13 protein-coding genes are annotated in these 15,735 nt (G+C 72.5%); 5 read left to right on the top strand and 8 right to left on the bottom strand.

Going from position 1 to position 15,735, the window contains the following annotated elements:
• Positions 1-203: 203 nt before the first annotated feature.
• Positions 204-884: a hypothetical protein gene (locus SLP03_RS21545; RefSeq protein WP_319462428.1), complete on the bottom strand. Its 681-nt coding sequence runs from the start codon at positions 882-884 to the stop codon at positions 204-206.
• A gap of 69 nt (positions 885-953) precedes the next feature.
• Between SLP03_RS21545 and SLP03_RS21540 the strand changes: the two genes are divergently transcribed.
• The 3 genes from SLP03_RS21540 to SLP03_RS21530 are packed head-to-tail and all read left to right on the top strand — an operon-like array spanning position 954 to position 5,289.
• Positions 954-3,584: a valine--tRNA ligase gene (locus SLP03_RS21540; protein WP_319462427.1), complete on the top strand. Its 2,631-nt coding sequence runs from the start codon at positions 954-956 to the stop codon at positions 3,582-3,584.
• A complete protein-coding gene (locus SLP03_RS21535) occupies positions 3,581-4,915 on the top strand; it encodes a folylpolyglutamate synthase/dihydrofolate synthase family protein (protein ID WP_319462426.1) in 1,335 nt (444 codons plus the stop codon). The genes SLP03_RS21540 and SLP03_RS21535 overlap by 4 nt, the downstream gene beginning before the upstream one ends.
• On the top strand, positions 4,912-5,289 hold the full coding sequence (locus SLP03_RS21530) for a DUF4233 domain-containing protein (protein WP_319462425.1): 378 nt from the start codon (positions 4,912-4,914) through the stop codon (positions 5,287-5,289). Before SLP03_RS21535 ends, SLP03_RS21530 begins: the two co-directional genes overlap by 4 nt.
• Before the next feature lie 43 nt (positions 5,290-5,332).
• Here SLP03_RS21530 and SLP03_RS21525 read toward each other — a convergent pair whose 3' ends face one another.
• Positions 5,333-6,565 carry a VOC family protein gene (locus tag SLP03_RS21525; RefSeq protein ID WP_319462424.1) on the bottom strand — a complete coding sequence of 411 codons (1,233 nt, stop codon included), beginning with the start codon at positions 6,563-6,565 and terminating at the stop codon, positions 5,333-5,335.
• A gap of 141 nt (positions 6,566-6,706) precedes the next feature.
• On the opposite strand from SLP03_RS21525, the gene ndk reads away from it, so the two are divergent.
• Positions 6,707-7,132 (top strand): nucleoside-diphosphate kinase, encoded by a 426-nt coding sequence (gene ndk / locus SLP03_RS21520; RefSeq protein WP_319462423.1) that lies wholly within the window; start codon positions 6,707-6,709, stop codon positions 7,130-7,132.
• 48 nt (positions 7,133-7,180) lie between these two features.
• On the opposite strand, the gene sigJ is transcribed toward ndk, so the two are convergent.
• From sigJ to SLP03_RS21490, 6 genes are all read right to left on the bottom strand, one after another.
• Positions 7,181-8,113 carry an RNA polymerase sigma factor SigJ gene (gene sigJ / locus SLP03_RS21515; RefSeq protein WP_319462422.1) on the bottom strand — a complete coding sequence of 311 codons (933 nt, stop codon included), beginning with the start codon at positions 8,111-8,113 and terminating at the stop codon, positions 7,181-7,183.
• Complete coding sequence (locus tag SLP03_RS21510; RefSeq protein ID WP_319462421.1) at positions 8,062-8,502, bottom strand: carboxymuconolactone decarboxylase family protein; 441 nt, start codon at positions 8,500-8,502, stop codon at positions 8,062-8,064. Before SLP03_RS21510 ends, sigJ begins: the two co-directional genes overlap by 52 nt.
• Before the next feature lie 94 nt (positions 8,503-8,596).
• Complete coding sequence (locus SLP03_RS21505; RefSeq protein WP_319462420.1) at positions 8,597-9,385, bottom strand: ABC transporter permease; 789 nt, start codon at positions 9,383-9,385, stop codon at positions 8,597-8,599.
• A 10-nt stretch (positions 9,386-9,395) separates the two neighbouring features.
• A complete protein-coding gene (locus SLP03_RS21500) occupies positions 9,396-10,166 on the bottom strand; it encodes an ABC transporter permease (RefSeq protein ID WP_319462419.1) in 771 nt (256 codons plus the stop codon).
• A complete protein-coding gene (locus SLP03_RS21495) occupies positions 10,163-11,173 on the bottom strand; it encodes an ABC transporter ATP-binding protein (protein ID WP_319462418.1) in 1,011 nt (336 codons plus the stop codon). The genes SLP03_RS21500 and SLP03_RS21495 overlap by 4 nt, the downstream gene beginning before the upstream one ends.
• A gap of 60 nt (positions 11,174-11,233) precedes the next feature.
• Positions 11,234-12,250, bottom strand: coding sequence for an ArsR family transcriptional regulator (locus tag SLP03_RS21490; RefSeq protein ID WP_319462417.1), 1,017 nt, complete (start codon positions 12,248-12,250; stop codon positions 11,234-11,236).
• Between the two features lie 290 nt (positions 12,251-12,540).
• Between SLP03_RS21490 and ileS the strand changes: the two genes are divergently transcribed.
• Positions 12,541-15,723: an isoleucine--tRNA ligase gene (gene ileS / locus SLP03_RS21485; protein ID WP_319462416.1), complete on the top strand. Its 3,183-nt coding sequence runs from the start codon at positions 12,541-12,543 to the stop codon at positions 15,721-15,723.
• Positions 15,724-15,735 lie beyond the last annotated feature (12 nt).

The following is a 15,735-nucleotide window of genomic DNA, read 5'->3' as shown; positions in this document are numbered from 1 at the left end:
CCGAACCCGGAAGCTAAGCCCTCCAGCGCCGATGGTACTGCACTCGGGAGGGTGTGGGAGAGTAGGACACCGCCGGACAATCTTTCCAGATGAGGTCACCCTTCGGGGTGGCCTCATCTGCGTTTCCGGGCCATTGCGTCAGGCGGTCGCGCGGAGGAAGAGGGGCACGCCGCGGCCAGGCCGCCGACGTGCCCCGGGGGTGATCAGCGGGTCTGGATGCCCTCCCGGAGCCGGCGGAACAGGCCGGCGGACTCGTCGACGGAACGCCCCGGGAACATCGCCATCACCACGCTGCCGTGGTCGGCCCACCCGCACACGGCGAAGTCGCCGCCGTCGCCGCTGGTCATGCCGCACTTCATCACGCCGCCCAGCCGGCCGGCGTCCACTTCCCGCAGCCCGGTGACCTTGCCGGTCGCGTCGGTCATCATGCCGAAGAGGCTGTTCAGATCCCGCTCGGGCTGCCAGAGCAGGGTGGTGCCGCCGAAGACGAGCACGGCCCGCTTCGCGTCCGCCGGATCGCTGTAGACCGTGCCGAAGCTCCGGTCCAGGTCGATGTCGGCGGCGAAGCCGCTCCGCAGGTAGTCCGCGGTGCTGCGCGCCCGCTCGCTGTCGTCGCGGGTCAGGCCGGCCAGCTGTACCGGGGTGGCCAGGTTGGTGTCCTTCTGTTGCAGCACCCGCCAGCCGCCGGCGCCGAGCGCCCCGATCCCCGCCAGACCGGCGACCAGCGCGACGGTCAGCACCATCCGCTGGCGGCGGGAGGGGGTACGACCCCGCTCGGGGTCGTTCTCCGGGTCGCGGCGGCTCAGCTGGATCGGCTCGTCGGTCAGGTCGACCGGCTCGGGCCCGTCGCCGAGCGGACGCTCGGTGAGATGTGCGTCGGACATGTCCGCCACCGTACGCGAACTACAGGTGGCGCACGTCGGGTCCGCCGAACGGCTCCGTAGACTCTCAGGGTGACCGAGAGACTGGATGCCCGACGCCCCGACGCCCCGACCCTTGCCGGCCAGTACCAGCCCGGCGAGGTAGAGCAGCGACGGTACGAGCAGTGGGTAGCCGCCGGCCACTTCCGGGCGTCGGCGGAGAGCGACAAGCCCCCCTTCACCATTGTCATCCCGCCGCCGAACGTCACCGGCTCGCTGCACATGGGCCACGCGTTCGAGCACACCCTGATGGACGCCCTCATCCGGCGGAAGAAGATGCAGGGCTTCGAGGCGCTCTGGCTGCCCGGCATGGACCACGCGGGCATCGCCACCCAGAACCTGGTAGAGCGGCAGCTCGCCACCCAGGGCCTGTCCCGGCACGACCTCGGCCGGGAGAAGTTCGTCGAGCGGGTCTGGCAGTGGAAGGCCGAGTCCGGCGGCGCGATCCTCGGCCAGATGCGTCGGCTCGGCGACGCCGTGGACTGGGACCGCGAGCGCTTCACCATGGACGAGGGCCTGTCCCGGGCCGTGCAGACCATGTTCAAGAAGCTCTTCGACGACGGGCTCATCTACCGGGCCAACCGGATCATCAACTGGTGCCCGCGCTGCCTCACCGCCCTGTCCGACATCGAGGTGGAGCACACCGACGACGACGGCGAGCTCATCTCCATCCGCTACAGCGACGACGTCGTGGTGGCCACCACCCGGGTGGAGACGATGCTCGGCGACACCGCGGTCGCGGTGCACCCCGACGACGAGCGGTACCGGCACCTCATCGGCACCGAGGTTGCCGTGCCGCTCACCGACCGCCGGATCCCGATCGTCGCCGACGAGCACGTCGACCCGGCGTTCGGCACCGGCATGGTGAAGGTGACCCCGGCGCACGACCCGAACGACTTCGAGATCGGCCAGCGGCACGACCTGCCGGCACTGACGATCATGGACGAGCGCGGCATCATCACGGCGCCGGGGCCGTTCGAGGGGCTGGACCGCTACGAGGCCCGCCCGGCGATCGTCGCCGCGCTCCGCGAGCAGGGTCGGATCGTGGCCGAGAAGCGGCCGTACGTGCACGCGGTGGGGCACTGCTCCCGCTGCAAGACCACCGTCGAGCCGCGGCTGTCGCTGCAGTGGTTCGTCAACACCGCGCCGCTGGCCAAGGCGGCCGGTGACGCGGTCCGCGACGGTCGGGTCCGGATCGAGCCGGCCGAGCTGGCCAAGCGGTACTTCGCCTGGGTCGACAACATGCACGACTGGTGCATCTCCCGGCAGCTCTGGTGGGGCCACCGCATCCCGGTCTGGTACGGCCCGGACGGCGAGATCGTCTGCGTCGGTCCAGATGAGGAACCGCCGAGCAGCTCCGGTGACGGTCAGGGCTGGCACCAGGACGAGGACGTCCTCGACACCTGGTTCTCCAGCGGCCTGTGGCCGTTCTCCACCCTCGGCTGGCCGGAGCAGACCCCGGACCTGGCCAAGTTCTACCCGACCAGCGTGCTGGTCACCGGCTACGACATCCTCTTCTTCTGGGTCGCCCGGATGATGATGTTCGGCCTCTACGCGATGGACGGCCGGCGGCCGTTCGACGTGGTCGCCCTGCACGGCATGGTCCGCGACGAGCACGGCAAGAAGATGTCCAAGTCGTTCGGCAACGTGGTGGACCCGCTGGACTGGATCGACCGGTTCGGCGCCGACGCCACCCGGTTCACCCTGGCCCGCGGCGCCAACCCCGGGCAGGACGTGCCGGTCAGCGAGGAGTGGTGCCAGGGCTCCCGGAACTTCTGCAACAAGCTCTGGAACGCCACCCGGTTCGCGCTGCTGAACGGCGCGCACACCGACGGCGCGCTGCCCGCCGCGGCTGACCTGTCGACCGTCGACCGCTGGATCCTGTCCCGGCTCGCGCACGTCACCGCCGAGGTGGACGAGCAGTTCGAGGCGTACGAGTTCGCGAAGGTCTGCGACCTGCTGTACCACTTCGCCTGGGACGACGTCTGCGACTGGTACGTGGAGCTGAGCAAGCCGGTGCTCGCCGAGGGCGGCCCGGCGGCGGACGCCACCCGGCGGGTGCTCGGACACGTGCTGGACCAGTTGCTGCGGCTGCTGCACCCGGTGATCCCGTTCGTCACCGACGAACTGTGGACCGGGCTGACCGGCGGCGAGACCGTGCTGACGGCCGCCTGGCCGGTCGCCGACCGTACGCTGGTCGACGACGCCGCGGAGGGGGAGGTCGGCACCCTGCAGCGGGTGGTGACCGAGATCCGCCGGTTCCGCTCGGACCAGGGGTTGCGGCCGACGCAGCGGGTCGCGGCCCGCCTGGACGGCCTCGCGCCGGCGGGCATCGCCGTGCACGAGCCGCTGATCCGCTCGCTGGTCCGGCTCGACGCGCCCGCCGAGGACTTCCAGTCCAGCGCCACGCTCGCCATGCCGGGGGAGGTCAGCGTCGCGCTGGACACGCGTGGCTCGATCGACGTGGCCGCCGAGCGGGCCCGGCTCACCAAGGACCGGGCGGCCGCTGAGAAGGAGGCCGCGCAGGCGCGGTCGAAGCTCGACAACCCGGCGTTCGTCGGGAAGGCCCCGGAGCCGGTGGTGGCGAAGATCCGCGAACGGCTCGCCGTCGCCGAGGCCGACCTGATCCGGATCAACGCTGCCCTGGAGGCGCTGCCCTCGTGACCGACCGCACCGAATTCGCCGCCGTCGACGCCGCCCTGGCCGCCCGTGGCTTCACCCGCATGCACTTCGAGCTGGATCGCATCGAGATGCTGCTCGACCTGCTCGGCAGTCCGCAGCGGGCATACCCGTCGATCCACCTGACCGGGACCAACGGCAAGACCTCGACCGCCCGGATGATCGACTCGCTGCTGCGGGCCCACGGGCTGCACACCGGGCGGTACACCAGCCCGCACCTGGAGACGGTGCGGGAACGGATCAGCCTGGACGGGGAGCCGGTCAGCGAGGAGCGCTTCGTCGCGACGTACCGCGAGGTGGTGCCGCTGGCCGAGCTGGTCGACCAGCGCTCCGCGGAGCCGCTGACCTACTTCGACATGACCACCGCGCTGGCCTTCGCCACGTTCGCCGACGCGCCGGTCGACGTCGCGGTGGTCGAGGTCGGGCTCGGCGGCGCCGAGGACGCCACCAACGTGATCCAGGCCGGGGTGGCCGTGATCACGCCGATCGCACTGGACCACACCGAGTGGCTCGGCGACACCATCGAGGACATCGCGCTGCACAAGGCCGGCATCATCCACTCCGGCGCGACCGTCATCTGCGCCGCTCAGGAGGAGGAGGCCGCTCGGCCGATCCTGGAGCGCTGCGCCGAGGTGGGCGCCACCCTCGCCCGGGAGGGCGCCGAGTTCGGCGTCCTCGGCCGGGCGGTCGCGGTCGGCGGCCAGGTGCTCAGCATCCAGGGCCTCGGCGGCGTGTACGACGAGGTGTTCATCCCGCTGCACGGCGCCCATCAGGCACAGAACGCCGCCGTGGCGCTCGCCGCCGTCGAGGCCTTCCTTGGGGCCGGCGCCCGGCGGCAGCTCGACATCGAGACCGTCCGGGAGGGCTTCGTGGGGACCAGCTCCCCCGGTCGCCTCGAGAAGGTGCGTACCGCCCCGACGGTCCTGCTCGACGGCGCGCACAATCCGCACGGGATGGCCGCGACGGTCACCGCACTGCAGGAGGAGTTCGCGTTCAGCAAGCTGGTCGGCGTGCTCGCCGTGCTCGGCGACAAGGACGCCGCCGGCCTGCTGGAGCTGCTGGAACCGGTGCTCGACTCGCTGGTGGTCACCGGCAACAGCTCACCACGGGCAATGCCGATCGACGAGCTGGCCGAGCTGGCCCAGGAATTCTTCGGACCGGATCGGGTGCAGGTCGCCGAGGAGATGCCGGACGCCATCGAGCTGGCCATCGCCGAGGCCGAGTCCAACGTGCCCGGCGAGCTGTCCGGGGTCGGCGTGCTGATCACCGGGTCGATGGTGACCGTGGCCGACGCCCGCCGGCTGTTGAAGCGATGACCGGCCCGGCGACCGGCGGGCCCGGGCCCGGGGAGCGGCGGTCCGGCCTGCGCAATCCGGAGAAGGCGGTACGCGGGCTCGGCGCTGGCACGCTGGCCCTGGAGGCGCTGGTGCTGCTGCTGGCCATCCAGCCGATCCGGGTGGTCGGCGGGGACCTCGGCGGCGCCGCCATCACGGCGATCGTGGCGCTGGCCGTGGCCTGCGTGGTGCTCGCCGGCCGGATGGGACGGCCGTGGGCCTGGACCGCGGGCACCGTACTGCAGGGCCTGCTGATGCTCTCGGGCCTGCTGCACTGGTCGCTGCTGGCGCTCGGCGTGATCTTCGCCCTGGTGTGGGCCTACGCCCTGCACGTCCGCCGGGTCATCCTCGGCTGAGCCGTCCGGCCGGGCGCCCGACGGCACCCGGCCCCCTGGATGGTCAGGCGTCGGCGAGGGTGCGCCACTGGGTGAGGGAGATGCCGTGGCCGTCCGGGTCGCGGAACGCCGCCGCCCACACCTCCAGCTTCGCGCCCCGGTTGACCACCCGTGGGGCGTACGTGAAGCGGACACCGGAGCCGCGCAGCCGCTCGTACGCGGCCTGGATGTCGTCGACCTCGAGGTTGAGGTGGACCAGCCGCCGGCTGATCGGGGCCGCCCCGGTGACCTCACGCAGCACGAGCCGGGTGCCGCCGGAGGCGAGGACGGCGTTGCCGGAACCCCGGTCCACCTCGTCGAAGCCGAGGCCCCGGTAGAACTCCAGCGACCGGGACAGATCGGTGACCAGCAGGGTGATGCCGACGCCGCTGATCGGGGCGGCCACGTCGGCGCCCTCGTCGCCGAAGATGGCATCGTCCAGTTCCGCCGCGGTGGGCGGCGCCTCCGACGTCGGCTCGTCCAGCGGCACGTCGATCGGGTCGACCGGCACGGTGTCGAAGAACCGCTCCTCGGCGGGGGGACGCGGCGTCGGAGCCCGGCGGGGCAACGTGCTCGCCGTCATCGGCTCGACGAGCTGGCCCTCCAGCACGACCGGGCCGCCGGGGCTCTGGTGCACCACCACCGGCTCGCGCTCCTCCTGCAGCACGGTCACGTCGTCGAGGAGCTCCGGGGCAGCCGGGAAGTCGTCGCGGAAGTCGTCGTCGGCGCGGTCGGCCCACGGCGGCGCCTCCTGCGCGATCAGCATCTCGTCGACGGGGTCGGGGCCCGCGTACTCCGGCGGGAGGTCCGCCGTCGCGGCGGCCGTCTCGGCGTGGGTGGGCACCTCGTCCCAGAGGACGCGGACGTGCCGCTGGTCGTCTAGGGCGACCCGGATCGGCAGCGGCTGACCCAGCGACGGCCACTTGGCGACCGGCACCCGGGGCTCGATGATCTTCTTGGACCGGGGCGGCAGCCCGGGGGCGTCGATCACCAGCTGGAGCTCGCAGCGGCCGAAGGCGTACTGCGTGGGGGGCTCGGAGGCGCTGTGCACGTGCCCGACGCCGACCACCCAGGTGCGCCCGCCCCCGCGTACCGTGGCCAGGGCGATCGCCAGCACCAGCAGCGCGACGCCGAGGGCCACGATCGCCCAGCTGGTCATGCCCAGCCCGAACAGCACGACGAAGGTCGCCACGGTGCCGAGCACCGCGGCGATCAGCTTGCGTACCGGCGCGATGGGTCGGTTCCCGCCGTTCGCCACAGTGGACCTCCCAGGGGTCTAGGCCAGGCTAGGCCGGATCGGCGACCGAGGGGAAGAGCGCCGCCGCGCCGGCGCCGGGACCGGGTCGCTAGGCTGACCGTACCCAGCCCGACCCGCTTCCGCGCACAGGAGGAATTCAGCGTGTCCAGCAGCAGCCCGGATGAGCGCACGCTCGTACTGATCAAGCCCGACGCGGTCCGCCGTGGCCTGGTGGGCGAGATCGTGTCCCGCTTCGAGCGCAAGGGCCTGCGGATCGACGCGATGGTGGCGCGGACGATGGACGGCGACTTCGCCGACCAGCACTACGCCGAGCACGTCGACAAGCCGTTCTACCCGCCGCTGAAGGCCTTCATGACCGGTGGCCCGCTGGTCGCCCTGGTGCTCTCCGGCGACCAGGTGATCGAGGTGGTGCGGGGCATGATCGGCAGCACCGACGGCCGCAAGGCCGCCGCCGGCACCATCCGGGGCGACCTCTCCCTGTCCAACCGGGAGAACCTGGTGCACGCCTCCGACTCGACCGACAGCGCCAAGCGCGAGATCACCCTCTGGTTCCCCGAGCTGGGCTGAGCCACCGACGGCCTCGACCCCGGACCGGGGTCGGGGCCGTTCGTGTGCTCAGCCGGGCAGCCGGGACAGCTTCGCCGGGTTGCCGACCAGGTAGAGGTCGGTGATCCGGCCGTCGGCGGCCGCGATGGCCAGCGTGTAGCGGGTCCCGTCCGGCCAGCGGAGCACCAGCGCCGGCCCGCCGTTCAGCTCGGTGGGCACCGCCTCGATACTGCGGGGCCGGCCGTAGACGCCGGCGAAGAAGCGGGCGATCCGGTCCGGGCCGCGCACCGGGTTGCGGGCCGCACGGACGGCGCCGCCCCCGTCGTTCCAGGAGACCGCGTCGGATGCCACCATCTCGGTCAGCCGGGCCAGGTCGCCGTCGCGGGCGGCGGCCAGGAAGGCGTCCAGCAGCCTGCGCTGCTCAGCCGGGCCGGCGGTGAAGCGCCGCCGGCCGTCGGCGATCCGGGCGACCGCCCGGTGGTGCAGCTGCCGGCAGTCGGCCGCCGAACGGTCCAGGATGTCGCCGATCTCCGCGTACGGCAGGTCGAACGCGGTGTGCAGCACGTAGACCGCGCGCTCCGGCGGGGTGAGCCGTTCCAGCAGGTGCAGCAGCGCGACCGACACGGAGTCCCGCAGCTCGGCGCTGTCCAGCGGCCCGAACGGCTCCGCCGGGCCGGTCGGCACCGGCTCGGGCAGCCACGGCCCGACGTACGTCTCCCGGGCTGCCTGCCGGGCCCGCAGCCGGTCCAGCGCCAGCCGGGTCACCACCCGGGACAGGTACCGGCGCGGCTCGGTGACCGACTCCCGGTCGACGTCGAGCCAGCGCAGGTACGCCTCCTGGAGCACGTCCTCCGCGTCGTGCAGGCTGCCCAGGAGCCGGTACGCCAGCCCGAGCAGCATCGGCCGGTGCGCCTGCAGCGCACCGGCCGCCTGCGCCGCCGCGGTGCCGGTCACTCCTCGGTCGGCGGTTCGGCCCGGCTGGTCACCGCGATCCGGTTCCACACGTTGATTGTGGCGATCGCGACGACCAGGTCGGCGAGCTCCTTCTCCGACCACACCTTGGCGGCGGCCTCCCACACCTCGTCCGGCACGCCGTGCTCACCGAGCCGGGTGACCGCGTCGGTCAGCGCCAGCGCGGCCCGCTCCCGCTCGTCGAAGAAGGGCGCCTCCCGCCAGGCGGCGACCGCGAAGAGCCGCCGGCTCGACTCGCCCGCGGCGAGCGCGTCCCGGCTGTGCATGTCCACGCAGAAGGCGCAGCCGTTGAGCATCGACGCCCGCAGCTTCACCAGCTCCAGCACCGTGTGGTCGACGTTCGCCTGAACGTACTTCTCCAGCCCGAGCACCGCCCGGTACGCCTCCGGCGCCACCGCCGCCATGTTGATCCGACTCATCCTGGCCTCCCTCGTCGAACGACAACACCCGTACGACGGGAGGCGGCACCGGCGGTGTGACGACACCGGGCTGTGACGGTGGTCATGCTCCGGGTCAGAGGGTGTCGAGGGAGGCGCGGCGGCGGCTTTCGGCCTCGAAGACCTTCAGCAGCACGGCGGCCAGCACCGCGTACCCGACGCCGACGGCGAGTTCGGCGGCGAGCGCCGGTGCGGCCGCCGCGAAGCCCTCGCCGGCCACCAGCCGGCGGGCCGCCTCGGCCGCGTGGGTGATCGGCAGTACCTCGCCGACCGCGCGCATCCAGGCCGGTAGCCCGGCGGCCGGGACGTTCACCCCGGTGAGCAGGAGCAGCAGCGCCACCGAGACGTTCGAGACCACCCAGACGTCGCGGAACCGCAGCCCGAGCGCGCCCAGGGTGAGGCCGAAGAAGCCGCAGGCCAGCGAGCCCGTCGCCAGGGTCAGCAGCAGACCGGGCAGGGCGTCGACGGGCATCCGCAGGCCCAGCAGGAGCGAGCCGACGGTGAGCGTGCTCACCGCGATCAGCAGGCCGTTGCCGGCGTACGGGAGGGCCCGGCCGAGGAAGACGGCGGTGCGGCTGCGCGGCGAGAGCAGCACGTGGCCGAGGGTGCCGAAGCGCCGCTCGTTCGCCACCGCCATCGTCCCGCCGAAGACGCAGGAGAGCGAGGCGGCGAGCACCGCGTTGCCGACGATGTAGAACCGGTCGTCGGCGACGCCGAGCTGCCGGCCCAGATAGGCGAAGAAGAGCAGTTGGAAGATCGGGCCGACCAGCAGCGAGCCGATGAACATCGCCGGGGTGGTCCAGTTGAACAGGGCCCGGTAGGCGATCACGCCGCCCACGCCGATCAGCCGGAAGAGTGCCGTCATCGTCGTCTCCTCAGGCCAGGGCGAGGGTCGCCGCGGCGCGGGCCCGTCGCTCGACGTGGGTCATCATCAGGGCGCCCGCGGCCAGGCAGGCCAGGCTGATCGCCAGGCAGATGCCGAGCGAGGGCCAGACCGGGCCGCCGGTGGCCGCCTCGCGGACCGCCCGGGCACCCCAGGTGGTGGGCAGCGCGGCGGCGACCGGTGCAGTCCAGCTGGGCAGCACGGTGAGCGGCACCAGCATCCCGGAGACCAGCCAGATCGGGTACTCCAGCGTGTTGGTGAGCGCGTTGGCGTTGCGCATCAGCACGAACGTGGAGGCCAGCAGCAGGCCGAACATGCCCAGGCCGAGCACGCAGCCGGGGACGGCCACCAGGAAGAGCAGGGGGTGCGCGAACTCCAGCGGGATGCCGTAGAGCACCCGGCCCCAGACCAGGGTGGCGAGCATGGCGTACGTGCCGGTCAGCGCGGTGGCCAGGGTGATCGGCAGGATCACCAGCGCCGGCGGGCGGGGCGCCAGCATGATCATCTCCAGGGTACCCTGCCAGCGCTGCCCCTGGATCGCACCGCCGGAGCCGAAGAGCACCGACGACCAGACCCCCATCAGGCCCGCGCCGACCGCCGCCTCCAGCAGCCGGTCCGGGTCGCCGCCGGCCCGGAACAGGTAGACCGCCAGGGTCGCCTGCACCACCGGCACGATCAGCGCGGTGGCGATCTCGAACGGGGACCGGCTGAGCTGCTTGGCGTGCAGCAGCGCGCCGACCGCGATCATCCGCAGCGTCCTCACGCGGCCACCGCCTCGACCGGACGGGCCTGCGCGGCGACCCGGTTCACGATCGCCACGTACGCGTCCTCCAGGGTCGGCTGTCGGGCGGTGACCCGCCCCAGCCGGACCCCGTCCAGCTCGCGCAGCACGTCGGCCTGCACGTCCACCCCCGCGTCGGACTGCACGGTCAGCGTCTGCGCCGCGCCGGTGACGGTCACGCTCGCCTCGCGAACCCCGGGCAGGGCGTGGATCGTGGCGAGCTGAGCGTCGGTGAACCCGTACGCCTCGACCTCCAGCACCTGCCGGCCGTCGGCGTGGTGCCGCAGCTCGGCCGGGGTGCCGAGGGCCTGGATGGTGCCGTTCGCGATCACCGCGATCCGGCCGCAGAGCTCGTCCGCCTCGGTCATGTAGTGCGTGGTCAGCAGCACGGTGGTGCCGGTGGCGGCCAGCTCGGCGACGGTCTGCCGCAGCTCCCGGGCGGCCACCGGGTCCACCCCGATCGACGGCTCGTCGAGGAAGAGCACCTGCGGGCGGTGCAGCAGGCCCCGGGCGATGTGCAGCCGCTGCCGCATGCCCCGGGAGTAGCCCTCCACCCGTTCGTCCTCCCGGCCGGTCAGGCGGACCAGCTCCAGCAGCTCGGCGATCCGCCGCTTCTGCTCCCGTCCCGGCACGCCGTACAGCTCGGCGAAGTAGCGCAGGTTGTCCCGGGCGGAGAGCCGGTCGTAGAGGCCCCGGTCGCCGCCGAAGACGTACCCGATCCGCCGGCGTACCTCCCGGGTCTCGGCCACCACGTCATGGCCACAGATCCGGGCGGTGCCGGCGGTCGGGATCAGCAGCGTGTTCAGCAGCTTGATGGTGGTGGTCTTGCCCGCGCCGTTCGGTCCGAGCAGGCCGAACAGCTCCCCGTTGCCCACCGTCAGGTCGACGCCGCGGACCGCTTCCACCTCCCGGCGCTGGGGTCGTAACCATCCCGTTCGGCTGCGGTAGGTGCGGCGCAGCCCGGCCGCCTCGATCGCGTACTCGCTCATGCCGGCGAATCTAGGGACCCGGGGCGGTGCGGGGAAACGAATTCGGCGCTGGCCGAATCCTCAGGCGGAGACGGTCGCCGGCTCCGCGCCGATCAGGGTGACCAGTGCCAGGCCGGCCGGCTCCAGGCCGTACAGCACCCGCCGGCCGACCCGCCGGCGGTGCACCACCCCGGCCGTGAGCAGCGCGGCGAGGTGCTCGGAGACGGTGCTCGGGGCGAGCCCGAGGGTGGCGGCGAGCCCGGCGGTGGTGGCCGGGCGGGTGAGCGCCCGCAGCACCTGGGCCCGGCCCCGCCCCACGAGGACGGCCAACCGGTCGGGTGCCGTCGGCGGGGTGCCGTGCGCCGGCCGGCCCGCCAGCAGGACCGCCCCCCGGGCCTGGTACGAGACCGCGATGACCTCGGGATGGTCGGTGGAGTGGGTCAGCGCGCTGCGCGAGAAGATCAGCGGGATCAGCAGCAGCCGCTGGTCGACCGCGGCGAAGGTCCGTTCGCTCGGCTTGATCAGGGTCAGCACCGGCTTTTCCCAGCGCACCCGTTCGTGCAGGTCGGCCAGGAGCGCGTCGGGGCCGTCGGCGGCGAGCGCCCGGGCCCGGTGCAGGACCTCCTCGTCCAGGGCGGCGCGCATCGCCGGCCACCAGGGCGCAATCGCCGCGTCCCAGTACGCCTGGACGCCGTCGGCGAGCCGGTCCAGGGCCGCCTGCCGGTCGGTGACGAACGGTTGGAGCCAGCCGGGCAGGTCATCCGGGCGGTGGTAGCGGGGGATCTGCTCGGCGATCACCTCGGCCGGTATCGCGCGCAACGCCGCCAGCTCCTCCTCGATGGTGGGGCTCGCGGTGGGCGGCACCGGGCCGAGGAAGTCCGGATACCAGGGGCCGGTGGCGGCGTAGAGCCTGGCCGGGGCCGCCTCCGGCAGCTCGGCGAGCACCCTACGGGCGTGCCGGGCCCAACCGGTGTACGGCCAGGGCGCCTCGTCCGGGTACCGGTCGAGCAGGTAGAGGCTGCACTTGGCCTCCCAGAGCGGGCTGGTGGCGATCCGGGTACGGGCCAGCGTCGGCTCGTCCAACTCGATCCGGATCACCCGCCGAGATTACTCGCGGGCGATCTCCGTCCCCGATCGAGTAGGCTTGTCGGCACATAGGCGATGACCCGGCCATCACCGGCGAGCCTCCGGAAGAACAGCCGGGTGACCGGCCCAGTAGAACCGGACGGGACGGCCCGTCACAGCCGGCCAACGAGCGGGCGGTCGCACCTTGACCGTCAAGCGGGGTGGTACCGCGGGCCACCCGGGGGCGCCGACACGGCGTACCCGGAGAAGCTCGTCCTCGCAGACCCACACACGAGTGAGCTGCGCGAGGAGAGCGACCCCCGATGGCCTATCCGTTGCACGACCCGACCGCCGCCGGTGTCCCGGCGAGCCCGGACCTGCCCGCGGTCGAGCGCCGGGTCCTGGAGCACTGGACGGCCGACAAGACCTTCGAGGCGTCCGTCGAGGCCCGTCCCGCTGGGACGGACGGCAAGAACGAGTACGTCTTCTACGACGGCCCGCCGTTCGCCAACGGCCTGCCGCACTACGGCCACCTCTTCACCGGGTACGTCAAGGACGTGGTGCCGCGCTACCAGACCATGCGCGGCCGGCACGTCGAGCGGCGCTTCGGCTGGGACTGCCACGGCCTGCCCGCCGAGGTGGTCGCCGAGAAGCAGCTCGGGATCACCAGCAAGGCGGAGATCCTCGACCTGGGCGTGGCCCGGTTCAACGAGGCCTGCCGCGCCTCCGTGCTGGAGTTCACCCAGGACTGGGAGCGGTACGTCACCCGGCAGGCCCGCTGGGTCGACTTCGCCAACGACTACAAGACCCTCGACCTGGACTACATGGAAAGCGTCATGTGGGCCTTCAAGACCCTGCACGACAAGGGTCTGGTCTACGAGGGCTTCCGGGTGCTGGCGTACTGCTGGCGCTGCGAGACGCCGCTGTCGAACACCGAGACCCGGATGGACGACGTCTACCGGGACCGGCACGACCCCACCCTGTCGGTGTGGTTCGGGTTGACCCCCGACGAGAGCGCGCCGGAGCTGGTGCGCGGGCCGGTGCAGCTCGGCGTCTGGACCACCACGCCGTGGACCCTGCCGTCGAACCTGGCGCTAGCCGTCGGCCCGGACATCGAGTACGCGGTGCTGGAGCGCGACGGCCAGCGGTACGTCGTCGGCGCGGCGCGGCTGGCCGCGTACGCCAGGGAGCTGGAGGGGTACGAGCAGGTCGGCACGGTGTCCGGTCGGGACCTGGTCGGGCGCCGCTACACCCCGCTCTACGACTTCCTGGTCGAGCAGGCCGGGGAGAACGCGTACCAGGTGCTCGGCGCGGACTTCGTCACCACCGAGGACGGCACCGGGATCGTCCACCTCGCTCCGGCCTTCGGCGAGGACGACCAGAACGTCTGCAACGCCGCCGGCATCCCCACCATCGTCACCGTGGACGACCACACCCGGTTCACCGCGCTGGTCCCGCCGTACCAGGGCGAGCAGGTCTTCGACGTCAACAAGCCGGTGATCCGGGAGCTCAAGGAGCGGGGGGTGGTGCTGCGGCAGGACACCTACACCCACTCGTACCCGCACTGCTGGCGCTGCGACACCCCGCTGGTCTACAAGGCGGTGTCGTCCTGGTTCGTCGCGGTGACGTCCTTCAAGGACCGGATGGTCGAGCTGAACCAGCAGATCAACTGGACCCCGGGACACATCAAGGACGGCTCGTTCGGCAAGTGGCTGGCCAACGCGCGCGACTGGTCGATCAGCCGCAACCGGTTCTGGGGCTCACCGATCCCGGCGTGGAAGTCCGACGACCCGAACTACCCGCGCCTCGACGTCTACGGCTCGCTGGCCGACATCGAGCGGGACTTCGGCGTACGCCTGACCGACCTGCACCGGCCCGCGGTGGACGACCTGGTCCGCCCCAACCCGGACGACCCCACCGGGCAGTCGATGATGCGCCGGGTGCCGGAGGTGCTGGACTGCTGGTTCGAGTCCGGCTCGATGCCGTTCGCCCAGGTGCACTACCCGTTCGAGAACCGCGACTGGTTCGAGCACCACTACCCGGGCGACTTCATCGTCGAGTACATCGGACAGACCCGCGGCTGGTTCTACACCATGCACGTGCTGGCCACCGCGCTGTTCGACCGGCCGGCGTTCCGCAACTGCCTCAGCCACGGCATCCTGCTCGGCTCGGACGGGCGCAAGATGTCCAAGAGCCTGCGCAACTATCCGGACGTCTACCACGTCTTCGACGGGTACGGCTCGGACGCCATGCGCTGGATGCTGATGTCCTCGCCGGTGCTGCGCGGCGGGGACATGGCGGTCACCGAGTCGGGCATCCGGGACGCGGTCCGGCAGGTGCTGCTGCCGCTGTGGAACGTCTGGTACTTCTTCTCGCTCTACGCCAACGCCGACGGGTACCAGGCCAAGCGGAAGACGGACGCTGAGCCGACTGGCGGCGGCGGAGCCGCCGGCGACCTGCTCGACCGGTACGTGCTGGCGAAGACGAACGAGTTGGTGTCGGCGGTCCAGGCGCAGATGGACGCGTACGACATCTCCGGCGCCTGCGCCACCGTCCGGTCCTACCTGGACGCGCTGACCAACTGGTACGTGCGTCGCTCGCGGGACCGGTTCTGGTCCGGCGACGCCGAGGCGTTCGACACCCTCTGGACGGTGCTGGAGACGCTCTGCCGGGTGGTGGCGCCGCTGGCGCCGCTGACCGCGGAGGAGATCTGGCGCGGCCTCACCGGCGAGCGGTCGGTGCACCTGACCGACTGGCCGTCGGCCGAGGAGTTCCCGGCCGACCACGAGCTGGTCGCCGCGATGGACGCCGTCCGCGCGGTCGCCTCGGCGGCGCTGTCGCTGCGCAAGGCGAAGGGCCTGCGGGTGCGGTTGCCGCTGCCGAAGCTGACCGTGGCCTCCCCGGTCGCGGCCCAGCTGCGGCCCTTCGCCGACCTGGTCGCCGACGAGGTCAACGTGAAGGCGGTGGTGTTCACCGACGAGGTGTCCGCGTACTGCCAGCAGGTGCTCACCGTGGTGCCGCGGGCGCTCGGTCCCCGGGTCGGCAAGGCGGTGCAGCAGGTGATCAAGGCGGTCAAGGCGGGGGAGTGGGAGCTGGTGGACGGCGCCCCGGTCGCCGCCGGGGTCACCCTCGACGAGGGCGAGTACGAGCTGCGCCTGGTCGCCGCCGACGCCGAGCGTTCCGCGCCGCTGCCCGGCGGTGAGGGTGTGGTCGTGCTGGACACCGAGGTCACCCCGGAGTTGGCCGCCGAGGGTCTGGCCCGGGACGTGGTCCGGGTGGTGCAGCAGGCCCGCCGGGACGCCGACCTGGACGTCTCCGACCGGATCGTGGTGTCGCTGTCGGCCTCCGAGGAGGTCCGGGCGGCGGTGGCGGCGTACACCGACTTCGTGGCCCGGGAGGTGCTGGCCGATACCCTCGACTTCGCCGACGGGATCGACGGCGTCGATGGCTTCGCCGGCGAGGTCGGCGAGGGCGAGCGGGTGACGGTGGTCGTCCGGCGGGTATGAGGTGCTGACGGG

It is taken from the genome of Micromonospora sp. RTP1Z1, assembly GCF_033804685.1.
GTDB lineage: Bacteria > Actinomycetota > Actinomycetes > Mycobacteriales > Micromonosporaceae > Micromonospora.
Note: the sequence above shows the minus strand (reverse complement) of the source record. Positions and strands in the feature narration are given on the sequence as shown.

Bases quoted from the DNA above. Each gene is read 5' to 3' on its own strand.
- SLP03_RS21545 (WP_319462428.1), bottom strand. From the start codon at position 884: ATGTCCGACGCACATCTCACCGAGCGTCCGCTCGGCGACGGGCCCGAG.
- SLP03_RS21530 (WP_319462425.1), top strand. From the start codon at position 4,912: ATGACCGGCCCGGCGACCGGCGGGCCCGGGCCCGGGGAGCGGCGGTCC.
- SLP03_RS21510 (WP_319462421.1), bottom strand. From the start codon at position 8,502: ATGAGTCGGATCAACATGGCGGCGGTGGCGCCGGAGGCGTACCGGGCG.
- SLP03_RS21505 (WP_319462420.1), bottom strand. From the start codon at position 9,385: ATGACGGCACTCTTCCGGCTGATCGGCGTGGGCGGCGTGATCGCCTAC.
- SLP03_RS21495 (WP_319462418.1), bottom strand. From the start codon at position 11,173: ATGAGCGAGTACGCGATCGAGGCGGCCGGGCTGCGCCGCACCTACCGC.
- ileS (WP_319462416.1), top strand. From the start codon at position 12,541: ATGGCCTATCCGTTGCACGACCCGACCGCCGCCGGTGTCCCGGCGAGC.